The organism is Micromonospora sp. DT4 (assembly GCF_049841675.1).
In the GTDB taxonomy this organism is placed as follows: Bacteria; Actinomycetota; Actinomycetes; order Mycobacteriales; family Micromonosporaceae; genus Micromonospora.
Window position 1 is genome coordinate 1 of the sequence record NZ_JBNCKT010000043.1, and the last position, 25,536, is coordinate 25,536.

The 25,536-nt window shown below is 68.5% G+C and carries 23 protein-coding genes; 12 read left to right on the plus strand and 11 right to left on the minus strand.

All coding sequences use genetic code 11. The annotated features are described in order from the left end of the window. Positions 1-225: 225 nt before the first annotated feature. A complete protein-coding gene (locus ACLQ24_RS14690) occupies positions 226-843 on the minus strand; it encodes a DUF4126 domain-containing protein (protein WP_425892019.1) in 618 nt (205 codons plus the stop codon). Positions 844-914: 71 nt separating this feature from the next. Between ACLQ24_RS14690 and nucS the strand changes: the two genes are divergently transcribed. Then, complete coding sequence (gene nucS, locus ACLQ24_RS14695; protein WP_234582038.1) at positions 915-1,574, plus strand: endonuclease NucS; 660 nt, start codon at positions 915-917, stop codon at positions 1,572-1,574. A 6-nt stretch (positions 1,575-1,580) separates the two neighbouring features. On the opposite strand, the gene ACLQ24_RS14700 is transcribed toward nucS, so the two are convergent. Continuing rightward, positions 1,581-2,054 carry a methyltransferase domain-containing protein gene (locus ACLQ24_RS14700; protein ID WP_425892021.1) on the minus strand — a complete coding sequence of 158 codons (474 nt, stop codon included), beginning with the start codon at positions 2,052-2,054 and terminating at the stop codon, positions 1,581-1,583. A gap of 79 nt (positions 2,055-2,133) precedes the next feature. Then, a complete protein-coding gene (locus ACLQ24_RS14705) occupies positions 2,134-3,630 on the minus strand; it encodes an aldehyde dehydrogenase family protein (RefSeq protein WP_425892022.1) in 1,497 nt (498 codons plus the stop codon). Between the two features lie 256 nt (positions 3,631-3,886). Between ACLQ24_RS14705 and ACLQ24_RS14710 the strand changes: the two genes are divergently transcribed. The 4 genes from ACLQ24_RS14710 (at position 3,887) to ACLQ24_RS14725 (ending at position 7,697) form a co-directional block, all read left to right on the plus strand. Next, positions 3,887-4,303 carry an FHA domain-containing protein gene (locus tag ACLQ24_RS14710; RefSeq protein WP_425892024.1) on the plus strand — a complete coding sequence of 139 codons (417 nt, stop codon included), beginning with the start codon at positions 3,887-3,889 and terminating at the stop codon, positions 4,301-4,303. A 307-nt stretch (positions 4,304-4,610) separates the two neighbouring features. Then, positions 4,611-6,458 carry a 3-hydroxyacyl-CoA dehydrogenase family protein gene (locus ACLQ24_RS14715; protein ID WP_425892026.1) on the plus strand — a complete coding sequence of 616 codons (1,848 nt, stop codon included), beginning with the start codon at positions 4,611-4,613 and terminating at the stop codon, positions 6,456-6,458. Positions 6,459-6,503: 45 nt separating this feature from the next. Then, positions 6,504-6,833 carry a hypothetical protein gene (locus ACLQ24_RS14720; RefSeq protein WP_425892027.1) on the plus strand — a complete coding sequence of 110 codons (330 nt, stop codon included), beginning with the start codon at positions 6,504-6,506 and terminating at the stop codon, positions 6,831-6,833. Positions 6,834-6,899: 66 nt separating this feature from the next. Further along, positions 6,900-7,697, plus strand: coding sequence for an alpha/beta hydrolase (locus tag ACLQ24_RS14725; RefSeq protein WP_425892029.1), 798 nt, complete (start codon positions 6,900-6,902; stop codon positions 7,695-7,697). A 3-nt stretch (positions 7,698-7,700) separates the two neighbouring features. On the opposite strand, the gene ACLQ24_RS14730 is transcribed toward ACLQ24_RS14725, so the two are convergent. From ACLQ24_RS14730 to mce, 7 genes are all read right to left on the minus strand, one after another. Further along, the gene (locus ACLQ24_RS14730) at positions 7,701-8,795 is read right to left on the minus strand and encodes an AI-2E family transporter (protein WP_425892073.1); all 1,095 of its coding nucleotides are present in this window, start codon (positions 8,793-8,795) and stop codon (positions 7,701-7,703) included. Positions 8,796-8,891: 96 nt separating this feature from the next. Continuing rightward, on the minus strand, positions 8,892-9,080 hold the full coding sequence (locus ACLQ24_RS14735) for a DUF397 domain-containing protein (protein ID WP_425892031.1): 189 nt from the start codon (positions 9,078-9,080) through the stop codon (positions 8,892-8,894). Beyond that, complete coding sequence (locus tag ACLQ24_RS14740; RefSeq protein ID WP_425892033.1) at positions 9,071-9,382, minus strand: Scr1 family TA system antitoxin-like transcriptional regulator; 312 nt, start codon at positions 9,380-9,382, stop codon at positions 9,071-9,073. The genes ACLQ24_RS14735 and ACLQ24_RS14740 overlap by 10 nt, the downstream gene beginning before the upstream one ends. A 155-nt stretch (positions 9,383-9,537) precedes the next feature. After that, positions 9,538-11,613 (minus strand): hypothetical protein, encoded by a 2,076-nt coding sequence (locus tag ACLQ24_RS14745; protein ID WP_425892035.1) that lies wholly within the window; start codon positions 11,611-11,613, stop codon positions 9,538-9,540. A 177-nt stretch (positions 11,614-11,790) separates the two neighbouring features. Further along, on the minus strand, positions 11,791-13,053 hold the full coding sequence (locus ACLQ24_RS14750; protein WP_425892037.1) for a DivIVA domain-containing protein: 1,263 nt from the start codon (positions 13,051-13,053) through the stop codon (positions 11,791-11,793). A 286-nt stretch (positions 13,054-13,339) separates the two neighbouring features. Next, entirely contained in the window at positions 13,340-14,695 is a 1,356-nt protein-coding gene (gene ccrA, locus ACLQ24_RS14755) for a crotonyl-CoA carboxylase/reductase (RefSeq protein ID WP_425892039.1), read from the minus strand. A 333-nt stretch (positions 14,696-15,028) separates the two neighbouring features. Further along, positions 15,029-15,502 carry a methylmalonyl-CoA epimerase gene (gene mce, locus ACLQ24_RS14760; RefSeq protein ID WP_425892041.1) on the minus strand — a complete coding sequence of 158 codons (474 nt, stop codon included), beginning with the start codon at positions 15,500-15,502 and terminating at the stop codon, positions 15,029-15,031. Positions 15,503-15,564: 62 nt separating this feature from the next. Here mce and ACLQ24_RS14765 point away from each other — a divergent pair, with 62 nt between their 5' ends. From ACLQ24_RS14765 to ACLQ24_RS14795, 7 genes are all read left to right on the plus strand, one after another. Beyond that, the gene (locus tag ACLQ24_RS14765) at positions 15,565-16,764 is read left to right on the plus strand and encodes an acetyl-CoA C-acetyltransferase (protein WP_425892043.1); all 1,200 of its coding nucleotides are present in this window, start codon (positions 15,565-15,567) and stop codon (positions 16,762-16,764) included. A 55-nt stretch (positions 16,765-16,819) separates the two neighbouring features. Then, positions 16,820-17,821: a methylmalonyl Co-A mutase-associated GTPase MeaB gene (gene meaB / locus ACLQ24_RS14770; RefSeq protein WP_425892045.1), complete on the plus strand. Its 1,002-nt coding sequence runs from the start codon at positions 16,820-16,822 to the stop codon at positions 17,819-17,821. Positions 17,822-17,942: 121 nt separating this feature from the next. Continuing rightward, complete coding sequence (locus ACLQ24_RS14775) at positions 17,943-19,691, plus strand: DUF262 domain-containing protein (RefSeq protein WP_425892046.1); 1,749 nt, start codon at positions 17,943-17,945, stop codon at positions 19,689-19,691. Beyond that, on the plus strand, positions 19,678-20,211 hold the full coding sequence (locus ACLQ24_RS14780) for a HipA N-terminal domain-containing protein (protein ID WP_425892047.1): 534 nt from the start codon (positions 19,678-19,680) through the stop codon (positions 20,209-20,211). The genes ACLQ24_RS14775 and ACLQ24_RS14780 overlap by 14 nt, the downstream gene beginning before the upstream one ends. A 19-nt stretch (positions 20,212-20,230) precedes the next feature. After that, the gene (locus ACLQ24_RS14785; protein WP_425892049.1) at positions 20,231-21,139 is read left to right on the plus strand and encodes a type II toxin-antitoxin system HipA family toxin; all 909 of its coding nucleotides are present in this window, start codon (positions 20,231-20,233) and stop codon (positions 21,137-21,139) included. Positions 21,140-21,159: 20 nt separating this feature from the next. Further along, entirely contained in the window at positions 21,160-21,570 is a 411-nt protein-coding gene (locus ACLQ24_RS14790) for an Asp23/Gls24 family envelope stress response protein (protein ID WP_425892051.1), read from the plus strand. Positions 21,571-21,688: 118 nt separating this feature from the next. Then, positions 21,689-25,015 carry a type ISP restriction/modification enzyme gene (locus ACLQ24_RS14795; RefSeq protein WP_425892052.1) on the plus strand — a complete coding sequence of 1,109 codons (3,327 nt, stop codon included), beginning with the start codon at positions 21,689-21,691 and terminating at the stop codon, positions 25,013-25,015. Positions 25,016-25,058: 43 nt separating this feature from the next. On the opposite strand, the gene ACLQ24_RS14800 is transcribed toward ACLQ24_RS14795, so the two are convergent. Beyond that, entirely contained in the window at positions 25,059-25,505 is a 447-nt protein-coding gene (locus ACLQ24_RS14800) for a hypothetical protein (protein WP_425892054.1), read from the minus strand. Positions 25,506-25,536: the final 31 nt, after the last annotated feature.

Genomic DNA, 25,536 nt, shown 5'->3' on the forward strand with positions numbered 1-25,536 from the left:
CCCACCTCTCGAACAGCTAAAGACCAACCGATGGCCGGCACCCGAAAACGGGTGCCGGCCATCACCGTCTTCACAGATCTTGGACAGTTTCCGTCAACAGCTAACGGAAACTATCCAAGATCTCGGCGGGTGAGCGGGTGAGCGGGTGAGCGGGTGAGCGGGTGAGCGGGCGGGCGCCAGCGTCGCGCAGCCGGCGCACCGTCCGCGAGGAGGGCGCGTCGGAGGTCAGACGCGGAAGCCAGCGGCGCGGGCCGCTTCGCGTCCCCGGCGGCGTTCGGAGCGTCGGCGGACGAACCAGTAGACGAAGGCGCCCAGGCCCACCAGGAAGGCGAGTACCAGCACCGGCAGGATGATCGCGACCAGGGACACGACCACGCTGGTCGCGTCCTCGGCGGTGCTGGCCACCGGTGCGCCGAACCCGGCGGTGGTCGCGTTGATGACTGGCCGCGCGGCGGACTTCAACAGGTGTACGCCGAAGGCGAGCAGGACCCCCGTTGCCACGGGCACCCACTGGTGCGAGCTGAAGAAGCTGCCAGGGTCGCTGACGGTCACGGTCTCCGACGACGAGCCGGCACCGAAGGCGAGGCCGCCGGCGGTGGGCCGCACGACGGTCTGCACCACGTCGTTGACGTGGTCGACGACCGGTACCTTGTCCGCCACCATCTCGACGGCGAGAAGTACGGCCAGGATGACGATGACCCAGCCGTTGCCGAGCCAGGTCCAGCCACTGGGCAGGTCGATCAGGTTGGTGTAGCGGCCGAGTAGGCCGAGGACGAGCAGGGGTATGTAGGCGTTCAGCCCCGCTGAGGCGGCGAGGCCGGTGCCGGTGAGGACTTCGAACACGGTCTCAGCATCGCACCGACGCGCCAGTGCCGCTCGGTGGCGGTCGCGGGCCGCTCGGCTACCCTCGTCGGGTGCGGTTGGTCATTGCGAAGTGCTCGGTGGACTACGTCGGACGGCTCTCGGCTCACCTGCCGTTGGCCACCCGGCTGTTGATGGTGAAGGCGGACGGGTCGGTGTCGATTCACGCCGACGACCGTGCGTACAAGCCGCTGAACTGGATGAGCCCGCCCTGTCGGCTGGAGGAGGCCCCCGGCGTGTGGCGGGTGGTCAACAAGGCCGGCGAGGAGCTGCGGATCACCCTGGAGGAGGTCTTCCAGGACACCTCGTACGAGCTGGGTGTGGATCCCGGCCTGCGCAAGGACGGGGTGGAGGCGCACCTGCAGGAGCTGCTGGCGGCCAACCCGGGTGTGCTGGGCGAGGGGTACACGTTGGTGCGCCGCGAGTACATGACGGCGATCGGCCCGGTGGACCTGCTGTGCAGGGACGCGAACTCCGGCGCCGTCGCCGTCGAGATCAAGCGACGCGGCGAGATCGACGGGGTGGAGCAGTTGACCCGCTACCTGGAACTGATGAACCGTGACCCGCTGCTCAGCCCGGTCACCGGGGTGTTCGCCGCGCAGGAGATCAAGCCGCAGGCCCGGGTGCTCGCCGCCGACCGGGGCATCCGGTGCGTGGTCGTCAACTACGACCGGCTGCGCGGGATCGAGAAGGACGAGTTGACCCTCTTTTGAGCCGGCTCACGCCCCGGTCCGGACGGCGATCAACGACTTCGGCAGGCCGACCACCCGCTCGACGAGCATCGTCGAGTCGGGAAAGTAGTGGCGCATCTGCGAACGGTCCAGCAGTTCGGTCCAGAGCACCTGGTGGATGGCTGCTTCGTGACCGCCGACGTGCTCCAGCACGGAGTTGGAGAAGACCAGGTCATAGCTGCCCTTGGTGACGTGGGCTGGCAGGTCGCAGGCATCGGCCTGCTCGACGTGGGCCCACTCGGGTACGGCGACGGGCGGCGGTTCCAGGTTGACCACGGTGACCCGGGCCGGTCGGACGGTGGCGCGGTGCCAGGTGCCCAGCCGGCCGCCGAGGTCGACGACGTGCATGTCGCCGATGTCGGGGAAGGTGCGCGTCAGCCATTCCGACCGACGACGCCGCTGCCGAGCGCTCCACGACTGGTCACTGTCGACAAGGCGGTGGCGCAATCGATTGTGGCCCATTTAACGCAATGTACCGCCGTGCCTACGGCGTATAAACATGTGGATACGTCGATCGTGGCGCAGATCGGCTATCCGACACTCATCTGCCGTACATCACCTTGATGGCCTTGATGAGGCGTGCCACGTCACCGGGGGTGCGTTCGAAGGTCATCGACGGCAGCAGTGACCGCGCCCGACGTCGCGTGATGGCCTTGGCTCGACCGAATTCGCGGAGACCGTCCTCGCCGTGGATCCGCCCGAAGCCGGAGTCGCCGACACCGCCGAACGGCAACGTGGACATCCCCGCGAACGTCAGGGTCGAGTTGACCGAGGTCATGCCGGAACGCATGCGCCGCGCGATGGTCACCGCACGCCGCCGACCGAAGGCCGAGCCGCCCAGGCCGTACGACAGGGCGTTGGCGCGGGCCACGGCCTCGTCGGCGTCGCGGACCCGGCTGATGGTCACCGTCGGGCCGAAGGTCTCCTCGCGGACGGCGGCCGACTCCTCCGGTACGTCCACCAGCACGGTCGGGTGCACGTACGGTGGCTGCACCGCGTCCGGGCCGCCGAGCACGGCGCGACCGCCGGAGCTGACCGCGGCCTCGATGTGGCGGCGGATCACGTCGATCTGGCCGGGCATGGTGATCGGGCCGATGTCGGCGCCGTCCGGCCCGACGGTCAGCCGGCCGGCGCGGGTGACCACCTTGTCGACGAAGGCGTCGAAGACCGGGTCGACGGCGTAGACGCGCTCGATACCGATGCAGGTCTGGCCGGCATTGGTCATGGCGCCCCAGACGCAGGCCTCGGCGGCGGCGTCCAGGTTGGCGTCGCTGTCGACGATCATGGCGTCCTTGCCGCCGCCCTCGATCAGTACCGGCGTCAGCGTCTCGGCGCAGGCGGCCATCACCTTGCGGGCGGTCGCGGTGGAGCCGGTGAAGGCCACCTTGTCGACCCCGGAGCGGCACAGCGCCGCCCCGACGTCGCCGAGCCCGTGCACGGCGGTGAACACCGGCTGCTCGGGCACCACCTCCGCGAACGTGTCCACCATCCACTGGCCGACGACGGGCGTGTACTCGCTGGGCTTGAGCACGACGGCGTTGCCGGCGGCCAGGGCGTACGCGACCGAGCCGATCGGGGTGAGGACCGGGTAGTTCCACGGCCCGATCACACCCACCACGCCGTGCGGCTGGTATTCCAGGTGCGCGGAGAACTCGGCGAGGATGAGCCGGGACCGCACCCGGCGGGAGCCCAGTACGCGGCGCGCGTTGCGGGCGGCCCAGTCGATGTGTTCGATCGCGCTGGCGGTCTCGACGATGCCATCGGGGACCGGCTTGCCACCCTCGACGTGCATCAGCTCGGCGAGCTGCTCGACGCGCTGGGCGAGCAGCGCGCGCCAGCGCAGCAGCCGCTGGCGACGGCCGGCGAAGCCCAGACCGGCCCACCACTCGCCGGCGGCGCGGGCACGTTCGACGGCCTGCCGTACGTCCGCGTCGGTGGCGACCGGGAGGCGACCGGCCTCGACGCCGGTGGCCGGACTGGTGGAGACCAGCTCGTGCGCCTCGATGAGGGGGGTGCCGGGGACATGCACAGCCGTCATGGCGGAAGTCTAGACCCGAACATTACTCATCGATAGGCCGCGATTTCGGGTCGCCGGGGCGGGAGTCGCGCCGACCGACCCGCTCGTTGATCAGTGCAGGTCAGGTGCCACGTTCCGGAGGATGGCCGTCCGAATCGTCGAACACTGGGTGACCGGGAGGTGACGAGGAGCTGACCGGCCGGTCGGTATTGACGATTACCGTCTGATGGCAGGCTGACGCGCGGAGTAACGGTGTGGGGTGGAGGGCTGACTGTCCATGGAGGAACGTCCGGAACTGATGCCGTTGTTGACGGTCGCCGGTGGGTCGATGCGCGGAGCGAGTTTTCGTCTGCGGTCCGAGCCGCAGGTGATCGGTCGGGCGCCGACCGGCCACGTGGTCATCAACGACCCGCATCTGAGCCGCCGGCACGCCGAGGTGTGGCTGGCGCCCGAGGGCGCGTCGCTGCGCGACCTGGGCTCGACCAACGGCACCTGGCTCAACGACCGCCGGATCACCGAGGTGGAACGCCTCTCCGACGGTGACGTGATCCGGCTCGGCCGCACCGAGCTGCGCCTGTTCGATCCGGGGGTCGCCCACACGGATCCGGTCGGGCTCAGCTTCGGGGTGTCCCGGCGCGACATCCGACCGACGCTGCCGCTGCCACTGGCCACACCACCCGCCGCCCGCCGCTGACCTCGCCGGGGCGACCGGTGGCGGTCGGCCACACTCCGGCCGTGCCGCCGGGTGGCTCTCCGGCACCTGGGCCGGTGGGGCGTACCGCGAGGTGGTGTTGCCCGGCTGCGGACACAGCCCCCACCTGGAACGCCCGGGGGAGTTCGTGGCGGAGCTGCTGGCGCTGACCGACGTGCAGGCCGCGTAGGGGCGCACCGTGGGTGAAATATCCCACCGCGTCTCGACAACGCTGCGTCACGTGGCAGACTCGCGCGCATAGCCTTAGCGGCCGTTCAGTGGTCGTGCGGAGTGTCTGGGGAGGCCGGTCGTGGCGCGCGAGTTCAGCACCGTGGGTGTCGTGGGGCTGGGCACCATGGGTGCCGGCATCGTCGAGGTCTTCGCCCGCAACGGCATCGACGTCGTCGCGGTCGAGATCTCCGAGCCGGCGCTGGAGCGCGGGCGGGCCACCCTCACCAGCTCCACCGATCGTGCCGTGGCCAAGGGCAAGCTCGCCGTGGCGGACCGGGACGCGCTGCACGAGCGGGTGTACTTCGAGGTCGGGCTGGACGCGTTGCATTCGGTGGACCTGGTCATCGAGGCGGTGCCCGAGCACCTGGACCTCAAGCAGCGGATCTTCGCGGAGCTGGACCGGGTCTGCCGCCCGGACACCATCCTGGCCACCAACACCTCGTCGCTGAGCGTCACCGAGATCTCGGTCGCCACCAGCCGACCCAACCAGGTGATCGGCATCCACTTCTTCAATCCCGCCCCGGTGATGAAGCTGGTCGAGGTGGTCCGCACGGTCGTCACCGCGCCCGAGGTGGTCGCCGACGTCGAGGCGCTGTGCGCCCGGCTCGGCAAGGTCGACGTCACCATCAACGACCGGGCCGGCTTCATCGCCAACGCGCTGCTCTTCGGCTACCTCAACCACGCGGTCGGGATGTTCGAGTCGCACTACGCGACCCGGGAGGACATCGACGCCGCCATGAAGCTCGGCTGCGGCCTGCCGATGGGCCCACTGGCGCTGATGGACCTGATCGGCCTGGACACCGCGTACGAGATCCTGGACACGATGTACCGGCGCGGCGGGCGGGACCGTCGGCACGCGCCCGTGCCGCTGCTGAAGCAGATGGTCACGGCGGGACTGCTCGGCCGTAAGTCCGGTCGCGGTTTCTACACCTACGAGCGGCCCGGTTCGCCGAGGGTCGTACCCGACGAGACGACGCCGCCGATGATGGACGCCGCGCTCGCCGACGGCGCGCGGGCCATCTACGCGGAGGTCGGCATCGGGAGCGCGAGGAGTGAGCTTGCGAGCCCCGCAGTCGTGACCAAGGTCGGCATTGTCGGTTCCGGGACGATGGCCACCGGGATCATCGAGGTGTTCGCGAAGGCCGGGTACGAGGTCGTCTCGGTGACCCGGGGCGCGGAGAAGTCCGCGTCGGTCTGCGAGGCGGTGAAGACCTCGCTGAACAAGGGCGTGGTCCAGGGCAAGCTCGCCGAGGTCGACCGGGACGCGGCGCTCGGCCGGATCACCTGGACGGCCGCCCTCGACCACCTCGCCGACGTCGACCTGGTGGTCGAGGCGGTCGTCGAGGAGTTGAGCGTCAAGAAGGCGCTCTTCGCCAGCCTCGACGAGATCTGCAAGCCGGGCGTGGTGCTGGCCACCACGACCTCGTCGCTACCGGTGATCGACGTGGCGATGGCCACCCAGCGGCCTGCCGACGTGGTGGGCCTGCACTTCTTCAACCCGGCGCCCGTCATGCCGCTGGTCGAGGTGGTCCGGACCATCCGCACCTCACCGGAGGCCACCGCCACCGCGCGGGCGGTCTGCGCCGCGCTGGGTAAGACCGGTGTGGTCTGCGGCGACCGGTCCGGGTTCATCGTCAACGCCCTGCTCTTCCCGTATCTGAACGACGCGGTCAAGATGCTGGAGGCCAGCTACTCCACGGCCGACGACATCGACCACGCCATGAAGCTGGGCTGCGGCTACCCGATGGGCCCGTTCGAGCTGCTCGACGTGGTGGGGCTGGACGTCTCCCTGGCGATCCAGCGCGAGCTGTACCTGGAGCTGCGCGAGCCGGGCTTCGCGCCCGCGCCGCTGCTGGAACACCTGGTCACGGCCGGCTACCTGGGCCGCAAGACCCGCCGCGGCTTCCGCGACCACTCGCACCGCTGACCCGGTGACCGCCTGGGCCGTCCCGCCCGTCGGACCGTACGCTTGGTGACTGTGAGCCCCCGTCGCAACCGCCCTCGCCGGGACGAGAACGCCAACCTGGACGCCGACCGCGTCCGGCAGGGTGTCGCCTCGGTGCAGCAGTGGACCGACGGCGCCTGGCAGGTACGCGGGATCGGGGCGGGCGCGTCGGCCAAAACGTACCGCTGTCCCGGTTGTGACCAGGAGATCCGGCCCGGCGTGGCGCACCTGGTGGCCTGGCCGGCCGACGGCCTGGGCGACCTGACCGACCGCCGGCACTGGCACAGCGGCTGCTGGGGTGCCCGGGAGCGGCGCGGCCCGGCGGTGCGGCGGGGGCGGGGCGCGCCGCGTTACTGAGCGATCTGGATCACCCTGTTCGTGCCTCGGTGGGCGGCGGCGGCGACTTCGCGACAGACTTGGGCGGTGAGCACAATGATCCGCGCGTCGTCGATCCTGCCCGGCAGCCGGGAGGACATCGAGCTGCACACCGCCGACGGGCTGCGGCTGGTCGGCGAGCTGGCCCTGCCGGCCGACCGGCCACCGGCGGCCACCCTGGTCTGCCTGCACCCGCTGCCCACGCACGGCGGGATGATGGACAGCCACGTCTTCCGCAAGGCAGCGTGGCGGTTGCCCGCGCTGGCCGACCTGGCCGTGCTGCGGTTCAACACCCGGGGCACGAGCAGTGTGCGCGGCACCAGCGAGGGCACCTTCGACGGCGCGATGGGCGAGCGCTATGACGTGGCCGCCGCCATCGAGTACGCGGAGTTCGCCGAACTGCCCGACATCTGGCTGGTCGGGTGGTCGTTCGGCACCGACCTGGTCCTCAAGTACGGCTGCGACCCGGCGGTGGCCGGCGCGATCCTGCTCTCCCCGACGCTGCGCTTCTCCGCGCCGGACGACTTGGCGACCTGGGCCGCGTCCGGTCGCCCACTGGTGGCGCTGGTACCCGAGTTCGACGACTACCTGCGCCCGGCTGAGGCCCGGGAGCGGTTCGCGGCGGTGCCGCAGGCCGAGGTGGTCGGGGTGCCCGGCGCGAAGCACCTCTGGGTGGGTGACGCGGAGACGGTGCTCGACGAAATCGTCAAGCGGGTCAACCCGGCCGTCGACGTACCCCTGCCGACGACCTGGGACGGGCCGATGGAGGCCGGCGACGTCAGCGCGTACGCCGACCGGACGGTGGCCGCCTTCGCCGACACCCCCGTCCCCGGCCGGGTCGACTGACAGTCAGTTCCGCTCCTGACGGGGGAGCACCACCTCACGCAGGATCAGTTGCAGTGCCGCCACCGTGGGGATGGCGATCAGCGCGCCCACCACGCCCAGCAGGGCCACGCCGAGCAGCGCGCCCAGTAGGGCGGCCACCTCGTTGACCTCCACCGAGCGCCGCATCACCTTCGGGTAGATCAGGTAGTTCTCGACCTGCTGGTAGACGAGGAAGAAGATCGCACAGGCGATGCCCGTGGGCAGGTCGGCGGCGAAGCCGACCAGGCTTATGATCACCGCGCCCAGGGTCGCGCCGATCTGCGGGATGAGGTCGGTGACGGCGACGACCACCGCCAGGGCGAACGGGTACGGCAGACCGACGATCAGGGCGAAGACGAAGGTCGTCGCGCCGGCCAGCACCGCGATGCTCAGCGCGCCGACCATGTAGGCGCCCACCTTGGTGAGGATCGCGTCGCCGATCAACGCCGCCCGCTCGCGGCGCGACCGGGGGACCAGCGCGTAGCCCAGCGAGCGCAGCTTGTTGAAGTAGGCCAGGAAGTAGATGGTCAGCACCAGCACGGTCAGCGTCCGGAACACCGTGCCGAAGATCAGTTGGGCCCCGCCGAGCACCCCGCCGAGCGCCCGGCCGATGGTGTCGGCGTTGGCCGCGCCCTGCACCCGCTCCACCACGTCGTACCGCTCCATGAGGTCGTTGACCGTGGGATTGCGGCGCAACTCGTTGAGCAGACTCGGAATCTGTTCGATGAACTGCCCGGACTGCGTCACGATCGGCGGGACCAGCGCGACCACGCCCCCGCACAGCAGCAGCACCACGGTCAACGCCACCACCGTCACCGCCAGGCCGTGGGGCACACCCCAGGTGCGCAGGCGCACGACCGCCGGGTTGAGGCCCATCGCGAGGAAGAGCGCGATCACCACCAGCACGAGAATGCCGCCGGCATTCCGAATCCCCAGATAGAGGGTGTACGCCAGCAGCACGCCCAGCGCGCCGGTGAAGCCGATCAGGAAGCTGCTGCGCCGCAGCGGACGCCCCGGCGTGCCGAACTTTCCGGACGGGACCGCCGGAGGTTCGTCCGGGTCGATTCCCGGGGCCGGCACCGGCACCGGGACGGGTGCCTGGGCCGAGGAGGATTCGGGGGTCACGTCCGGGTCGTGGCCGGACGGGTCATGCTGCGGCACCAGTGATCTCCCGGCTCAGGCGGTGGGACGACGGGTCGCGGCCACGAACGCCCGCCACGCGGCCGGCGCGAAGACCAGCACCGTGCCGGACGGGTCCTTGCTGTCCCGCACCCCCACCACCCCGGGCAGGTTGTCCGCCACCTCGACACACTCACTATTACCGCTGCGAGTGGAGGTGCGCCAAGCTGCGCCGCTCAGGTACATGAATCCACTGCTTCCTTCATCGAATCAATCGAGTGGCGATGAGAGAGCGCTTCGTTCCGAACCGTCTCCCACCGCGAGAGAAGCGTAGCTACGTCGCCATCTTGGTCAACCACGACGCCGGCAAGCTGGTTTTCAAGGTTGCCGACCCTGCCACCGTCCGCGCTGCGCGCAAGCGTGAAGGGTCCGGACATCCCGACGTGCACTCCAACCTCGGTGGTGATGACGTGCAAAATCTGACCGGCGTGCTCGAAGCAACAATGCGTGACCCTTCCGGTCCGGGCCCCGGCGTCAGACTTGGACACGGCCTCCGAAGGCCAAGATCAAACGACGTCGGCGGGCGACCCGCCCACCATTTTCACGCCTGCGAGGCGTCCCGGAAAGACCAGGCGACTTGGACAGTTTCCGTTAGCTGTTAACGGAAACTGTCCAAGATCTCGACGCTCGGTGTGGGCGCCCGTCAGTCCTTCTCGATCGTGACCTTGCTGGGCTTGGCGCTGCGCTCGTCGGTGGTCGGCTTGCTGGGGCGCTTGCCGTTCTCGCCGGTGCTGGTGATCTTGGTCGGCTTGGCGCCCCGGCCACCCTCGCCCGGAACGGCCGCCACCGTCGGCTCGCCGTCCACCCCGGCGCTGGCTGTGCCACCGTCGACAGTGGTCACCGGCTCGGCCACCGGTCGCGTGGTCGGCTGCCCGGCCTCGTCGGCGCTGGCGCTCACCGGCTGCGTAACGTCGTCGGGCGTGGCCTTGAGACCGCCGGACGCACCGTCACCGTCGGCCGGGACGTTCCCGACGCTGGTCGCCACGGTCGCGGGTACAGCGGAAGCCTCGCCGGTCGCTGGCGCGTCGTCGGGGCGATCGCCCGCCGCCGGCGCGGTCGGGCCGTCGATCGGGCCGGTGGTGCTGTGCAGCCGCAGTTCGGCCATCTGCCGCTCGATCTCGTCGGACTCCTGCCGGGCCTTCCAGGTCTCCTGCCGCAGGTCGGCGAGCTGCTGCTGGGCCTGCGCGATCTCCAACATCACCTGCGCGAGCTGCTGCCGGCCCGCCGCCGCCTCCTGCTGCGTCGCCGCCAGGTGCTGCTGCGTGGTCGCGAGGTGCTGCTGGGTGGTCGCCGCGTACTCCTCGAACTGGCGGCGCGAGGCCGCAACGTGCTCGTCGGCCTTGCGGCGCTTGTCGCCCGCCTCGGTCTCGGCGCGGCTCAGCAACTCGGTGGCCTCGGTCTCGGCGCGCTGGCGCAGGGCCGTCGCGTCCGCCTCGGCCGCCTGGCGGATCGCGTCCGCGCCCTGCTCGATCTCGTTCTTGCGGGTGGTGTACTCGGTCTCCAGCTCGTCGCGGCGTGCGGTGTACGTGGACTCCAGCTCGTCGCTGCGTGCGGTCCAGCCGGACTCCAGCTCCTGCTGGCGGGACTCGTGCTGCTTGTCCAGCTCGTCGCGGCGCTTGGTGAACTCCTGCTCGGCGGTGGACCGTCGCTGTGCCAGCTCCCGATCGGCCGCCTCGCGCCGGGAGTTGACCTCCTGCTCCACGCCGGCCCGCCAGGCGCCCAGCTCCTGCTGCGTCTGCGCCCGGGACTGCTGCACGTACGCCTCGGTCTCGCTGCGCATGCGCTGCACGTACGCCTCGGTCTCCGCTCGGCTGCGCTTGGCCGCCTCGGACGCCTGCGTGGCGACCCGCTCCGCCTCCTGCTGGGCCTTGGCCCGGGTGGCCCGGCCGGCCATCGACGCGTCGTCGATGATCTGCTTGGCCTCCTGCTGGGCCTTGGCGTGGGTCGCCCGGCCCGCCTCGGTCGCCGTGTCGGTGAGCCGCTTGGCCTCCTGCTGCGCCTTGGCGTGCACCTCCTTGGCGGCCTCACGCAGCTCGGCGGCCTCCTGGCGGGCGGTGGCCAGCGCCTCGCGGGCCGCCTCGCGCAGCTTGGTGGCCTCCTGCTGGGCCCGGGTGTGGATCTCCTTGGCGGTGTCCCGTAGCTGGGTGGCCTCCTGCTGGGCCTTGGCCAGCTCGTCCTGCGCCGTCTTGCGTAGCTGCGCCGACTCGTCCTTGGCCGAGCGCAGGGTCGCGTCCGCCTCCGCGCGGCGGGAGGCGCTGTGCAGCTCCTCCTCCTGACGTCGAGCGGCGAGAGCAATTTCGAAGTCCTTCAATGCCCTGGCGGCCTGCTCGCGGGCTTCCTCGATGATGTGCTCGGCGGCTGCCCGACGGGCGTCGATCTCCTCGTTGGCCGCGGACAGGATCTGCTCGGCCTGCTCCTCGGCGAGGGTGAGGATCGACTCGACGCGGGGGCCCAGGTGCCGGAAGGAGGCCCGGTCGACCACGTTCATCTGCTTGCGGACCTGGGTCAGATCCCGTTGCAGAACCTCGACCTGGCCGGCGAGCTTGTGGATCTGTGTATAGGCCTGTTCCCGTTCGGCGGCGAGGGTCGCGATCTCGTGCTCGGCACGCGCGACATACCGGTCAACCTGTTTCTTCTCGTACCCCCGGAGAGCGGACTCGAAGCTGGGCTCCGTGGTCACATCCCCGCCGAGAGCGAACAGTTCCTCGCCGTGCGACATGCCCCCATCCTCACACGCATCGCCCCCTGCTGGGGCGATACGGACGCCCCTTGTGGGACCTACTTCACTCCGTGGCGAGGGCACCACGCCAAGGGCTGGGAAACGCACACGGCGCGAGGTCACACCGGTCACCCGGTGTCACCTCGCGCCGTCGATGCCCCGACCTGACGCCTCGCGTCAGCCGGCGGTCTCCGCGGTCACCCGCTCCTGACCACCGTCGGTCTTCTTCGCCTCCGGCTTCGCCGCAGCGGCAGGCGACGAGGGAACGCCGGGCACGATGCCCGCGAGCCCGGAGAGCATCTGCCCGAGCTGCGAGGTGACCGCGTCCTTCTGCCGGGTGAGGTCCTCGACCTCGCGGCGGGCGGCCTGCGTGGTCAGCTCGGCCTCGGTGCGAGCCTCGGTGAGCAGGCGCTGCGACTCGGCCTTGGCCTCGTTGAGCGTCTTGTCGGAGAGCGCCTTGGCCTTGTCGATCGTCTCGTTGGCGTTGCGCTCCGACTCGACCCGGCGGGCCTCGGCGCGCTGCTCGATCTCCTTGGCGCGCTCCTGGGCGGCGCGGGCGCGCTGCTCGGCCTCGCTGACCATCTTCTGGGTCTGCGCGACCTGGGCGGCGTGCCGCTCGGACTCCTCGCGCTCGGCCTTCTCGCGCCGCTCGGCGAGCTGCAGCTCCAGAGCCTGGAGGTCCTTGTCGCGCTTGTCGCGCGCGTCGGTGAGCAGCTTGGTGGCCTCGGCGCGCTTCTCCTCGGCCTCACGGGCGGCCTTGGCCCGCTGCTGGGTGATCTCGCGCTCGGCGGTGGCCCGGAGGGTGGCCACCTCCCGCTCGACGGTCGACTTCAGCTCGGCCACCTCGTGCGCCGTGACGGTCCGCAGCTGCTTGGTCTCGCGGTCCGCGTCGGCGCGCAGCGTGTCGGCCTCGCGGCGGGCCTGCACCCGGACCTCGGCGGCCTCGCGCTCGGCGGCGGTGCGCAGGTTGCCTGCCTCGCGCTCGGCGCTGGCCTTCATCGCGGCGGCCTCGGCGCGGGCCTTGTCCGTGATTTCCCGGGCCTCGAGGCGGGCGGCGGAGAGGATGCCCTCCGACTCGCGCTTGGCCTCGTTGCGGTGGTCGTTGGCCTGCTCCTCGGCGAGCCGGAGGATCTGCTCGACGCGGGTGCCGAGCCCGGACAGGGTGGGCCGGCTGTTCTCTTCGAGCTGCTTGTTGGTGTCGGTGAGCTTCTGCTCCAGCGCACTCATGCGCTGCTCGGCCTGGCGGAGACGACGCTGGGCGTCGTTCATCCGCTGCTCGGCCTCGGCACGGGCCTGCTCGGACTGGTTCAGCGCGGCGGTCATCCGGCCGAGGAAGTCATCGACCTGGTGAGTGTTGTATCCGCGCAGGCCAACGGTGAAATCTGGCTGCGAGTTCGCGTTATCGAAGAACGCGAGAGGGGAGGACTGCTGCTGGGGCATTGGGACATACTGGCAGACGCCCCAGGGTGCTTCGCAAGAGCGGTACGCAGCTTTCGTGTCCTCTTTACATGGTCAACTGCCCCGGCCGCCGAGGCTGGACCAATCGGCGATCTTGGCAGGTCTCGGGCGGGACGGACGCCACGCAGCGTGACGCGAAAAAGGGCCACGGGCTGTGTCCCGTGACCCTTTGTTCGACCCTGATGGGTTCGGGCTAATGCGGGTGGAAGAACAATGGCCGATCACCGCATTGGCCATCGGCCGCTCATCCGTCCGGCCGGTGCCCCGCTCAGTGCCCCCGGAACCGGTTGATCGCTTCCTCGTGCCGCGCCCGCAGCTCCCCGTCGCGGATACCCAGCCCGTCCGAGGGCGCGAGGCAGCGCACGCCGACCTTGCCCTGGTGCGCGTTGCGGTGCACCTCGTACGCGGCCTGACCGGTCTGCTCCAGCGAGTAGGTGCGGGACACCGTCGGGTGCACCTTGCCGAGCGCGACGAGTCGGTTGGCCTGCCACGCCTCGTGGTAGTTGGCGAAGTGGCTGCCTACGATCCGCTTGAGGTGCATCCACAGGTAGCGGTTGTCGTACTGGTGCTGGAACCCGCTCGTGGACGCGCAGGTGACGATGGTGCCGCCGCGCCGGGCCACGTAGACGCTCGCGCCGAAGGTCTCCCGCCCCGGGTGCTCGAAGACGATGTCCGGGTCCTCGCCGCCGGTCAGCTCGCGGATGCGCTCACCGAACCGCCGCCACTCGTCCGGGTCCTGGGTCTCCTCGTCCTTCCAGAACCGGAACCCCTCGGCGGCCCGGTCGATGACCAGTTCGGCGCCCATGCTGCGGCACAGCTCGGCTTTCTCCGGTGAGGAGACGACGCAGATCGGGATGGCGCCACCGTTGAGGGCCATCTGGGTGGCGTACCCGCCGAGGCCGCCGGACGCACCCCAGACCAGCACCACGTCGCCCTGCTTCATGTTGGCGCCGTGGTGGGAAACGAGCTGCCGGTACGCCGTCGAGTTGACCAGCCCCGGGCTGGCCGCCTCCTCCCAGCTGAGGTGACGCGGCTTGGGCATCAGCTGGTTGGCCTTGACCACGGCCAGCTCGGCCAGCCCGCCGAAGTTGGTCTCGAAGCCCCAGATCCGCTGCTGCGGGTCGAGCATGGTGTCGTCGTGCCCGGCGGCGTCCTCCAGCTCGACCGAGAGGCAGTGTGCGACGACCTCGTCGCCGGCCGCCCACCGGGTCACCCCGGGGCCGGTACGCAGCACCACGCCGGCCGCGTCCGAACCGACCACGTGGTACGGCAGGTCGTGCCGGCGGGTCAGCTCGGAGACCCGGCCGTAGCGCTCCAGGAACCGGAAGGTGGACACCGGCTCGAAGATGCTGGTCCACACCGTGTTGTAGTTGATCGCGCTGGCCATCACCGCGATCAGCGCCTCGCCCGGCCCGAGTTCCGGCGTCGGCACCTCCTGCACGTGCAGCGCCTTGCGGGGATCCTTGTCCCGGGTCGCCATGCCGTCGAACATCCGGGACTCCTCGGCGCGGACGACCACCCCTCGGTAACTCTCCGGTACGGGCAGTCCGGCGACGCCACCCAGTTCGCGGTCCGGGTCGTTCGATTCCTCCGCCGCCATGATCGCTTCGAGGATGTCCTGCACGGTGACCTCCGGTTCGTCCCCGCACCCGCGCGGGCCCGGGTGCTGCCATCGTCGGCGCCGGTGGGACGCGACCGCCATGCCGGCATTCGACACATCCGGCACCGGTCGCGCTCCTGTGGGCCGGGACGTTACTGAACGGTAGCTAAAGCTGGAAGTCCTCTGTGAAAAACTGCATCGGCCGATGCGTGAAGGTGCCCGACCAGCGCGTCAACCGCGCAGCGGCGCGCGTGTCGCGGCCTGTGCGAAGCTGGTCGCCGCGTGACTCGCACCGATGTGGCGGTGTCGAACGCTCGGGACACCACCACATCGGCGACCGGGAGCCGGCCGGGTCCGTCAGTGCGTCGCGGCGGGCTCGACCAGTTCGACGAGGACGCCGCCCGCGTCCTTCGGGTGCACGAAGTTGATCCGGCTGTCCGCGGTGCCGCGCCGCGGGGCGTCGTAGAGCAGGCGCATCCCCCGCTCGCGCAGTGCCGCGCAGGCCACGTCGATGTCCGCCACGGTGTACGCGACCTGCTGCACGCCCGGCCCGTTGCGGTCGAGGAACTTCGCGATCGTGGACTCCGGGGTGAGCGGGGCGAGCAGCTGCACGCAGCCGCCCTCGGTGGTCGGCCCGACGGCCAGCATCGCTTCCTGTACGCCCTGCTCGGCGTTGGTCTCGACGTGTACGCAGCGCATCCCGAAGGTCCGCTGGTAGAAGTCGATCGCGGCATCCAGGTCGGCGACGGCGATGCCGACGTGATCGATCTTGCGAAGCCCGATGTCTGTGACGTAGTCCGCACCGGGCTCGACGGGGGAGTTCTCTGCCATGGCGCTAGTCTGGCCGAACAATCGTTAAGGCGTACAGCTCGGCACCCCCCTCGGAGGCAGGCATGGCTTCGGTGATCGTCAGCGGCGCGCGGACCCCGATGGGGCGGCTGCTGGGCAACCTCAAGGACCTCCCCGCCACCAAGCTCGGCGGGGTCGCCATCAAGGCCGCCCTGGAGCGGGCCGGTGTCAGCCCCGACCAGGTCCAGTACGTGATCATGGGGCAGGTGCTCCAGGCCGGCGCCGGTCAGATCCCGGCCCGGCAGGCGGCCGTCGAGGCGGGCGTACCGATGTCCGTCCCGGCGCTGACCATCAACAAGGTCTGCCTGTCCGGCCTGGACGCGATCGCCCTTGCCGACCAGCTCATCCGGGCGGGCGAGTTCGACATCGTGGTGGCCGGCGGCATGGAGTCGATGACCAACGCCCCGCACCTGCTGATGGGTCAGCGCACCGGCTACAAGTACGGCGACGTGGTGGTCAAGGACCACATGGCGCACGACGGGCTCAGCGACGCCTGGGACTGCTGCTCGATGGGGGAGTCGACCGAGCGGCTCGGCACGAAGCACGGCATCACGCGCGAGGAGCAGGACGCCTTCGCGGCGGCCAGCCACCAGCGGGCGGCCGCCGCGCAGAAGAACGGCCACTTCGCCGAGGAGATCACCCCGGTGCTGATCCCGCAGCGCAAGGGTGACCCGCTGGTGGTCGGCGACGACGAGGGCATCCGCCCGGACACCACCGTCGAGTCGCTGGCCAAGCTGCGCCCGGCCTTCGCCAAGGACGGCACCATCACCGCCGGCAGCTCCTCGCCGATCTCCGACGGCGCCGCGGCCGTGGTCGTGATGAGCAAGGCCAAGGCCAAGGAGCTGGGCCTGACCTGGCTGGCCGAGGTCGGCGCGCACGGCAACGTGGCCGGCCCGGACAACTCCCTGCACTCGCAGCCGTCCAACGCGATCAACCACGCCCTCAAGAAGGGCGGCCTGAACGTCGAGGATCTGGACCTCGTCGAGATCAACGAGGCGTTCGCGCAGGTCGGCATCCAGTCCACACGGGACCTCGGTATCAGCCCCGACAAGGTCAACGTCAACGGCGGCGCGATCGCCCTGGGGCACCCGATCGGTATGTCCGGCGCGCGACTCGTACTCACTCTCGCCCTGGAGCTGAAGCGGCGCGGCGGCGGCACCGGCGCGGCGGCGCTGTGTGGTGGCGGCGGCCAGGGTGACGCGCTGATCATCCATGTGCCGGGAAATGCTGCGGCGGACCAGTGACCGCGAGGAGCGAGCCGTTTTTGCGAGCCCCGCGGTCGCGAACGAAGATGGCACAGTGAGCGAGGCGGCCGAGAGCGTTCCGGCGGCGAGCACCACGTCGGTGCGCCGCAGCCGGGACGTACCGCTACTGGTCGAGCGGGCCCGCACCGGTGACCCCCGTGCGGTGGCCCGCCTGATCACCCTGGTCGAGAAGGGCGATCCGTTGCTGCCGGAGATCGCCGCCGTGCTGGCGCCGTACGCCGGGCAGGCCCAGGTCGTCGGTCTGACCGGCTCGCCCGGTGTGGGCAAGTCGACCACCACCAACGAGCTGGTCCGCGCGCTGCGGGCGCGCGGGCACCGGGTCGGCGTCCTGGCGGTCGACCCGTCCAGCCCGTTCACCGGTGGAGCGATCCTCGGCGACCGGGTGCGGATGCAGGACCACGCCACCGACCCGGGCGTCTACATCCGGTCGATGTCCAGCCGGGGCCACCTCGGGGGGCTGGCGGCGGCGACGCCGCAGGCGGTCCGGGTGCTGGAGGGCGCCGGCTGCGACGTGGTGCTGGTGGAGACCGTCGGCGTCGGACAGGCCGAGGTGGAGGTCGCCTCGCTGGCCGACACCACGCTCGTGCTGCTCGCCCCGGGCATGGGCGACGCGATCCAGGCCGTCAAGGCCGGCATCCTGGAGATCGCCGACGTGTTCGTCGTCAACAAGGCCGACCGGGACGGCGTCGACGCCACCGTCCGTGACATCCAGGGCATGATCGCCCTGGGTGAGCGCGGCCCGGGGCAGTGGCGGCCCCAGGTGGTCCGCGCGGTCGCGGCCCGGGGCGAGGGCATCGACGACATCGCCGCCGCCGTCGACAAGCACCGCGGTTGGCTGGTCGAGCACGGCGAGCTGCGTCGCCGGCAGGAGGCGCGGGCCGCCGCCGAGATCGAGGCCATCGCGCTGGGCGCGCTGCGCGCCAGGATTGGCTCCCTGCGCGACGGTACGGAGTTGAGCACGCTCGCCGCCAAGGTCGCCGAGGGCGCGATGGACCCGTACGCGGCGGCGGACACCCTGGTGAGCCAGTTGGGCTGATCAGCACCTACGCGCATCGTTGCGGTAACGGCTCACTGTCTCTCGGCAGGTAGAGTCCTCTTCGGATCAGGGGAGTACGCACTTCGTCGACTCGCCTCAACCGCAAGAGGAGGGGTTCCACGTGAGCGTTGGGCTAGAGACGCGACCCAAGGCGACCACCCTCGACCTTGAGGAGTTGACCCAGCTCGCGTGGAGCGGTCGGATCCGTGTTCCCCACTTTCAGAGACCACTTCGTTGGCAGCGGACCGACGTGATGCGGCTATTTGAAAGTATTGTTCTGGGTTATCCCGTAGGCTCCTTCCTGCTTTGGCGCCGTCCTGCGGTCGCCGAGACACTTCAACTGGGTGCTTTGCGGATTTCAGCACCAGAAACCCGCGACGCTTTATGGGTGGTGGACGGCCAGCAACGAATCATCAGCTTGGCCAATGCGTTGCATCCTGACGGGATGGAGGATCCACGATTCGCGCTCGCGTACGATTTGAGGAGTGAGCAATTCGTTCCGCTCCCTCAGGTTGAGGAGCCGGCGATCGTTCCATTGCCAGTGCTTTTCGACCTCACGCGTGTGCTCCGCTGGTTCAGCAGTCACCCCGAGGTGGCACCCTTTGTAGAGCAAGCCAACGATGTCACCCGAACACTGCGTCAGTTCAGGGTTCCTGCGTACGAGGTCGTGCAGGACGATCCACGGGTGCTGCAGGATATCTTCGACCGGATGAACAACTTCGGGAAGAGGTTGAGCCGTGCCGAGATTTTCGCCGGTCTGTTCCCCGGCGATGAAGCTGCGAAGGACACGACATCGACCTTGGACCGGATCGCTCAAAACATAGATGATGATCTTGGGTTTGGTTTGATCGATAATGACACAATTTTGCAGGCGGTGCTGGCCCGCCGCGGTCCTGACGTTAAGCGCGAAATCAGGAATGAATTTGGCGCCGAAGAGAAAATAAGTCCGTCGCGGCGGGCGCATCAACCCAACCGAGCCATAATTGAGTTCCCCGACGAGGACCGCGATACAGCGTATGCCTTGGGTGAGGACGCTATGCGACGCGCCGTGACGTTCTTGCAGAACGATGCCGGTGTTCCCCACTTCAGCATGCTCCCATACAGCTACCTGATCGTGGTCTTGACTCGTTTCTTTGCTCACCACCCGGACCCGGATCCTCGAAGCCTGCTCCTTTTGAGGAGATGGTTTTGGCGAGCTGCGTTGGTCGGGCCGGGGGTGTTTCGGGGCAGCACGACTGGAGCGATACGCTTCCTCAATTACGCAGTGCAACCGGATGATCTGAGTGGTTCGCTCTCGGAGTTGCACAGGTGGGTTGAGCATCCGAATGCCCCGCTGCCGAATCTCCAGCGATTCCGGAGTAACGAGGCTGCCACAAAGATCGTCCTCTGCTCATGGTGGAGTCTTGCGCCGCGATCCTTGAGTACGGGTGACCCATTCTCGCGGGAGGACCTCTCCCTTTCGCTACAGGACAGACCCACGGCGTTGGACGCAGTGCGTTACGTGGTGTCGCGATATGCGGTACCACAGCCACTTCGGTTGTGGGCAGCTGATCGTGTTCTTCTGCCAAGCGTGGAAGGAGAGTTGGGGGTAGTAGATGCGCTTGTAGTTCGGAGGCCAGATGGTCTGGGTGAGACCCTATGGCGCCAGGTCCTGGAATCCCACTGCCTAAACGCCCACATGATTGAATTGATTGGCCGTGGGGAAACGTCCGAATTCCTTGAAGTTCGTCAACTCGTTCTCAGTGAACAACTCACGGACTTCCTGGCCCGAAGCTGCGAGTGGAACTTCGAAAACACCCCTGCCCTTTCCAACCTCGTCGTCGAGGATGAAGACTCGCCTGATGAGGAAGTCTCGGATGGTCTCTTCTGATTCCTGGTTCGGAGTTTGGTTGGGTGATCAGCGGGTCGGAACGCTCCAGCAGGTGGGCGATCGGACGTGGTTCAGTCTTGATCGGCAGTACCGGGAGGACCCAAATCGGCCTGTCATGGGCCTTGTTTTTGAGGACCGTCCTACCGCCGTCCACGCGGCAGCCGTGCGTCTCCCGGCTTGGTTCTCCAACCTCTTACCCGAGGGCAGGCTCCGTGACTGGATAGCAGACGAACGGGGTGTGAACGGGCAGCGAGAAATGGAGCTCTTGGCGCAGGTCGGGCACGACTTGCCCGGTGCAGTAAGGGTTTTGCCGGAGGGTGAGGAGCGTACGTGTTCAGCCAACGTCAACGGCATGATCATGCCTTGTCGAGACTCTCGCCGATCTGGTCAAACCATTACAGAGCGGACGGCCACAGCTGGCAGGAGCGGCTGCAGGGTCAAGATCGACCCACCGTATGAGCGCATAACCACAGGTCAGACCGATTCGGCCGCCCATCTACTCACGCTGAACAGCTACTGAGGAGCCCGACGATGATGTGGTGTCGTCCGGCGAGGATGTTTATCCGCACGTGGAGAGCGAAGGCGCGTACGAGCCGGGACTAAGGTTCTCCTTGGCCGGCGTCGCGATGAAGTTCTCGATGCTGAAGATTCAGGATAGGCTCACTCTCCCAGCGCGGGGCATGGGTGGTGACTGGATCGTAAAGCTGCCAGATAACCGCTTCCGCGACGTTCCGCGCAATGAGTTCGCCATGATGTCTCTCGCGCGAGCCGCGGGCATTGATGTTCCGGACATCGCGTTGGTTGCCCGCGCAGATGTTGATGATCGGTTGCCACCCTCAGTATGGTCGACGGGCGAAGAATACGCGTATGCGATCAGGCGTTTCGATCGGGGCGTCGGCAGAGGGCTTGTCCACATCGAGGATCTGGCTCAGGTGCGGAATGTCTACCCCGATCGCAAATATCTGGGCAACTTCGAGACCGTCGCAAGTCTGATCTACCGGCGGCGTGACACCGAAGCACTTCGTGAGTTTGCGCGTCGGCTCGCTTTCTCTGTTCTAATTTCGAACGGCGACGCCCACCTCAAGAATTGGACTCTGATATATCGAGATCCTCGGGTCCCAACTCTCGCCCCTGCTTATGACCTTGTCTCGACAGGACCGTACGATCTGGGCGATCGGCCAGAGGATCTCGGGCTCAAGTTCGGCGGGAGCCGAGCCTTTCATCGGATTTCCTTAGGGACATTCCGGCGGCTCGAGGAGCGGTTGAGTGCAAAGAATGCCGGATTGGATGATTGTGTTGCCTCAGTAGTTGAACGGGTAACGCAAGAGTGGCCGAACTACGCTGATCTTCTGCACGGGAACCACCGGCTGCAGGATTACATAGAGAAAAGCATCAAGGCTCGTAGTAAGACGTTACTCCATGGTCCGGGGCGGCTCGGGCACCATTAGATGCGAACAAGGAGCGGGACGTGAACCACGAGGCGACGCAGGAGCTGGGGCCGGTGCCGGCGGTGGCCGGCGGCACGACGAAGGTCTCCGACGAGGTGATCGAGAAGATTGCCGTCGCGGCGGCCCGCGCGGTACCCGGCGTAGCGGAGTTGGGCGGGGACGTGGCGCGGTTCTTCAACACCGTGCTCGACCGGGTAGGGCTGGACCAGGTGGGCGACGCCCGGCGGGGCTGCTCGGCACACGTGACCGGCGATGCCGCAGTGGTCAACCTGGTGCTGGTGATCCAGGCCGGTCAGCCGGTGCCCCAGATCACCAGCGAGGTGCGGGCGAAGGTGACCGAGGCCGTCGAGGCGTACGGGCTGCGAGTCGACGAGGTCAACATCCGGGTGGACGACGTGGCGATGGGCGATCCCGGAACAGCCGCCGTCTGAGTGGCCGAACGCGTACGACGGGCGGCACTTGGCAGCCGGATGTCGGGCACAACCGGTAAGGTCTGCTCTTCGGTTCGCAACGGCCGGTTGAGCGTGGCCAGCGTCAGTGGGGGTAGGGGTGGCGGGGATCGCAGGCTGGTTGGACATCGCTGTTCGCGAATTCGGTGCGGCCTGTGCCGCGAAGCTGTCCGGCCCTGGCGAGCGTGAGGCGGCGATTCGCGGCCCGATCGAGACGCTGCTCGGAGCCGCAGGCAGGCAGTTGGGCGTCACCGCCGTCTTCCACGACGAGGTCCGCGACGCCGAGCGGCAGGTCCGGCCGGACTACGGGGTCAGCGTGGGCGGCGCGATCACCGGATATGTGGAGGTCAAGGAACCCCGCAAGAGCATCGATCCGAGTGCCCTGCGTGGTCACGACCGGGTGCAGTGGGAACGCCAACGCGACCTGCCGAACCTGCTCTACACCAATGGCACCGAGTGGCGGCTCTATCGGGATCGGGAGCTGTATGACGCGCCGGTGCGGTTCATCGGCACCCTCGACAGCGGCGACGTCACCGCCCCGCCGGCTTTCGAGAAGCTGCTCATCGAGTTCCTGAGGTGGAAGCCGGACACGATCACCAGCGTCGGTGCGTTGGTCCGCGCGATTGCCCCACTCACACGCCTGCTGCGGGGCGAGGTCCTGGACCAGATCGCCGCTGAGCGCAAGGCCATCCGAGGCGGCGCCGAGCGGGAGATCCAACCCTTCCTGGGGCTGGCGCAGGACTGGCGGCGGATGCTTTTTCCGCAGGCCGACGACGCCACCTTCGCAGACGGTTACGCACAGGCGGTCACGTTCGCGCTGCTGCTGGCCCGCAGCAACTCGATCTCGGTGACGGGCAGGTCGCTGCATACTATCGGCGAGGAGCTTCGCGCCGAGCACTCCCTGATGGGGCGAGCGTTGCAACTGCTCACCGACGCCGTCGCCGCCGACTTCAAGGTCACCCTAGATCTGCTTGCCCGGGTGGCCGACGCCGTCGACTGGCCGAGGGTCCGGCGGGGCCGCCGTGACACCTACCTGCACCTGTACGAGCACTTCCTGGACGAGTACGACCCCGAGTTGCGGAAGGCGTCCGGGTCCTACTACACCCCGGTCGAGTTGGTCGAGCAGATGGTCCGGCTGACCGAGAACGTCCTCGTGTCCCGGCTGGACAAGCCGCGCGGCTTCGCCGATCCGGACGTGCTCACCGTCGATCCGGCGATGGGCACCGGCACATACCTGCAAACTGTTCTCGAACGCATCGCCAAGGTCGCCGAGGCTCACGACGGCCCGGGGGCGGTGGCCGGTGCCGTCAGCCTGGCGGCGGAGCGGATGGTGGGGTTCGAGCTACAGATGGGTCCGTACGCGGTGGCCGAGCTGCGCGCAGCGGACCTGCTCGCCTCGCACCGGGCATCCCCTCCCCCGGGGGGATTGAAGCTTTTCGTCACCAATACCCTCGACGACCCGCACGCCAGCGAGGTCCAGCTCGGCTCGGGCATGCAGCTCATCGCCCGTGCCCGGCGGCGAGCCAACGCGGTCAAGGCCAACGCCAACGTCACAGTGGTGATCGGGAACCCGCCGTACGCGGAGCTCGCCAACGGCGAGGGCGGTTGGGTGGAGAACGGCACGACCGGCCTCGACGGCAAGAAGGGCGCTCCGGCACCGCTGGAGGACTGGTACGTCCCCGGCATCGAGCGCGTCAAGGCGAAACTGAAGAACTTCTACGTCTATTTCTGGCGCTGGGCCACCTGGAAGGTGTGGGAATCGACCCGCACCGCGGTCGACGGCGACGCCGGTGTCATCTGTTTCGTCACCACCTCCGGCTACCTGGCCGGGCCGGCCTTCACCGGCATGCGCAGGTACCTGCGCCGGTACGCCTCCGAAGGCTGGATTATCGACCTCACGCCCGAGGGACAGACGCCGGACATTCCGACCCGGATCTTCCCCGGCGTCCGGCAGCCGCTCGCCATCGGCATCTTCGTGCGCACCGCCGAGGCCACCCGGGACAAGCCGGCGCTGATCCACCACCGCACCCTCACCGGCCGCCGGGCGGACAAGCTGGCCGCGCTGGCCGAGGTACAGCTCGACGACGGTGGCTGGCGAGACTGTCGCACCGACTGGGAGGCCCCGCTCACCCCGGCCGCCGCCGGCAGTTGGGACAACTACCCGGCGCTCGACGACCTGATGCCCTGGTATTCCCCGGGGCTGTTCCCCACCCGCACATGGGTCTACGCGCCGAGCCGAGACGTGTTGAGCCGCCGGTGGGCGAGGCTGGTCGGTGAAACGGACCGGGAGCGAAAGGCCGAACTGTTCAAGGAGGGTCGAGACGCCACCCTCGTCAAGGTGAAGCCGCGCTTGCCGGGGGACGACACCCATCCGAACCCGAAGGTCCCGGTGATGGACGAGGTCGAACCGACCGCTGCCCTGGTGCGGGTCGGCTACCGGGCCTTCGACCGGCAGTGGGTGCTTGCTGACCCGCGCGTCATGGACATGCCGCGCCGTGACCTCTGGTCAGCCCGCATACCCGGCCAGGTCTTCGCCATCGAGCAGCACCGCAAGAGCATTCAGTCCGGCCCGGGGCTCGTCTTTACCTCTTTGATCCCAGACTTCGATTATTTCAAGGGATCGGAAGGTGGCCGGACGCTGCCGCATCTGCACCCGGGCGGTGCGCCGAATCTCGCTCCTGGTCTCCTGGTGGCGCTTTCCGAACGGCTGGACATCGAGGTCGCCGCAGCGGATGTCCTTGCCTATGTCGCCGGTATCACAGCTCATCCGGCCTTCACCGCGACCTTCATCGACGAGCTGACCACGCCGGGCGTGCGAGTGCCCATCACCAGCGATGCCGTGCTCTGGATCACGGCGGTCGAGATCGGTCGTCAGGTCCTCTGGCTGCACACCTACGGCCAGGCGTTCAGCGGCTCCGAGCAGCCGGGCGGTTCGGTTCGGCTTCCGGTAGGCGATGGAAGGCAGCCGTTGTCGTTGGCTGCCGTGACCCGGGTTCCCGAGACGATCAGCTATGACCCAGAGCGTCATGTCATCGCGATCGGTGATGGTGAGTTCGGACCAGTCGGACCCGATGTGTGGGACTACGCCGTTGGTGGCCGGAACGTGATCAAATCATGGTTCAACTACCGCAAGAAGGAACCAGGCGGACGACGTGGATCTCCCTTGGACGACCTGCACGTCGATATGTGGGAGCCGGCCTGGACCGGGGAATTCGTGGACCTGCTGACCGTGCTGACCCGGTTGGTCGAGCTGGAACCCGCGCAGGCCGAACTCCTCGCCGCCGTGATGGCGGGCGACATACTCGACCGAGCCCAGTTGGCCGCCGCTGGTGTGCGTTGGCCCGCCGGCACCGCAGACCGCAAACCGCTGTACGGCCTCAGTAACGACGACCACGACGTACCCGACGGCACCGCGAGACTGCTGTAGTCGATGCTCGGTGTCCGCCGCGAACGAGGCGGGCACCCGAGCATCACGCGCTTGCTTCGAGGGCTGCTTCAACCCGGTCGAGATAGTCGAACCACCATTCGCCTTCGGTTTTGGGCTGAGAGGACAGCAGGCTTGCCGCAACGACGAAGGACATGACCACATAGCCACTGGTGGTCAGTTGACCGGCCGGTGGTTGCCCGTGAACCACAGCTTTGAGGAACGTTGCTACTTCGCTGGCAGAGAGAGCGGCCCACTGTTCATTCGTGGCAACTTCGGCGGCGAGCGCATCAAGCTCTTGGTGGGAGGGCACATGCCCGAATGCCTGAGCCGAAACGTACCGGCAGATTTGGGCGAGCAGTTCCAGGGATGCCAGACGAGCCGCGTCGTCGGTGAATTTTGCCAGCGCACTGTCGAACTCGGCCGGCTCCTGCTTCACCGCCCAGTGGAGGGTGTCCCGCACCTTTTCCTCAACGTGAGCGTCAATCCTCATGTTGGATCCGATCCTCCTGGTGGTTTCTCTC

Excerpts from the sequence above, each read along its gene's own strand:
- ACLQ24_RS14700 (WP_425892021.1), bottom strand. The coding sequence starts at position 2,054 with ATGGGCCACAATCGATTGCGCCACCGCCTTGTCGACAGTGACCAGTCG.
- ACLQ24_RS14705 (WP_425892022.1), bottom strand. The coding sequence starts at position 3,630 with ATGACGGCTGTGCATGTCCCCGGCACCCCCCTCATCGAGGCGCACGAG.
- ACLQ24_RS14710 (WP_425892024.1), top strand. The coding sequence starts at position 3,887 with ATGGAGGAACGTCCGGAACTGATGCCGTTGTTGACGGTCGCCGGTGGG.
- ACLQ24_RS14735 (WP_425892031.1), bottom strand. The coding sequence starts at position 9,080 with ATGTACCTGAGCGGCGCAGCTTGGCGCACCTCCACTCGCAGCGGTAAT.
- ACLQ24_RS14745 (WP_425892035.1), bottom strand. The coding sequence starts at position 11,613 with ATGTCGCACGGCGAGGAACTGTTCGCTCTCGGCGGGGATGTGACCACG.
- ACLQ24_RS14750 (WP_425892037.1), bottom strand. The coding sequence starts at position 13,053 with ATGCCCCAGCAGCAGTCCTCCCCTCTCGCGTTCTTCGATAACGCGAAC.
- mce (WP_425892041.1), bottom strand. The coding sequence starts at position 15,502 with ATGGCAGAGAACTCCCCCGTCGAGCCCGGTGCGGACTACGTCACAGAC.
- ACLQ24_RS14765 (WP_425892043.1), top strand. The coding sequence starts at position 15,565 with ATGGCTTCGGTGATCGTCAGCGGCGCGCGGACCCCGATGGGGCGGCTG.
- ACLQ24_RS14780 (WP_425892047.1), top strand. The coding sequence starts at position 19,678 with ATGGTCTCTTCTGATTCCTGGTTCGGAGTTTGGTTGGGTGATCAGCGG.
- ACLQ24_RS14800 (WP_425892054.1), bottom strand. The coding sequence starts at position 25,505 with ATGAGGATTGACGCTCACGTTGAGGAAAAGGTGCGGGACACCCTCCAC.